Raw genomic sequence first — 1,201 nt, 5'->3', positions numbered from 1 at the left:
GCAAAGGCTGGCACCTAATATTAATGCCTCACCAGCCGTTATAACCTCTTTAATGTGCGGCAGCCCTCGCGCGTTTTTCGTGGTGTAATCCGTCAATAACGATAAAACCGCCGGCACAACGAATAGGCGCTCAATACGCTGCTCATTTATAAAGTCATACAACCTCGGAATATCCAGACGTAAATCGGCCTGCTCTAGATGCAGACTGCCTCCGGTCGTCAGTGCGGTAAACATTTCCTGTGCGGCGACATCAAAGCCAAAGCTTGTTAGTTGCAAGCTTCTATAAGGGTCGACCAAGGCTCCTGAGAGCTGTTGATGCTGCATTAAGTTGACGAGCATTTGATGTGTCTGTAGCACTCCTTTAGGCTTACCCGTTGACCCTGAAGTGTAAATCACATACGCCAGGTGCCTTGAGGTTAAACCGATCAGCGCGGGATCAATATTCTCCTCGATGTAATGGCTCAGTTGCTGCTGCACCTCTTCACTATCGAGAGCAATGGTGCGGTAAGATGCTTGACTCGTGCCTGTAGGTAAGCCGTCGATGAGGTGCTGCTGGGTGATAATTACCCCCACACCACTGTCTTCGATCATATGACCCAGACGCTCGCTTGGATAGCTTGGGTCTAAAGGCACATAGGCGCCTCCGGCTTTTAGTATCCCCAAAAGCCCAATCATCATCTCAAAACTGCGCTCAGCGCAGAGACCGACTAAGGTATCGGGGCGTACACCCTGCTCTAATAAATAATGCGCTAGCTGGTTGGCCCGCTGATTGAGTTCACCATAGCTTAGGCTCTGCTGGTTAAACACTAAAGCGGTCGCGTCTGGCTGCTCAGCAGCTTGAGCTTCAACGAGTTGATGGATGCACAGCTCGCTTGGGAAGTCTTGCTGGGTGTCGTTCCACTCGACTAACTGCTGCTGTTTTTCTTCTACGGTCAAAATGTCCAGCTCAGCCAGCGGGCGCTCTGGCTGAGTCAGTGCAGCTTGTAGCAAGGCTTCAAAATGCCCTGCTAGACGTGCAACCGTCTCGGCTTTAAAGAGGTCTCGATTGTATTCCCAATCCAGCGCCAATCCATTCGCATCTTGCACCACATTCAGGGTTAAATCAAATTTGGCTATGGTCAGGTCAGCCGCTTCAAATTGAACCTCAACGCCAGGCAAGTTCAGCTCAGCGGTGTCATTGTTCTGTAACGCCAGCATCACT

Annotated in this window: 1 protein-coding gene; it reads right to left on the bottom strand. The window is 50.7% G+C overall.

Annotation, left to right across the window (positions count from 1 at the left end; translation table 11 throughout):
• Positions 1-1,201 (bottom strand): AMP-binding protein (locus QQK21_RS21150; RefSeq protein WP_284194155.1); only part of this gene is annotated, 1,201 nt, incomplete at both ends.

Source organism: Vibrio zhanjiangensis, assembly GCF_030161235.1.
Taxonomy (GTDB): domain Bacteria; phylum Pseudomonadota; class Gammaproteobacteria; order Enterobacterales; family Vibrionaceae; genus Vibrio; species Vibrio zhanjiangensis.
This window is presented reverse-complemented; position numbering and strand designations above follow the sequence as displayed.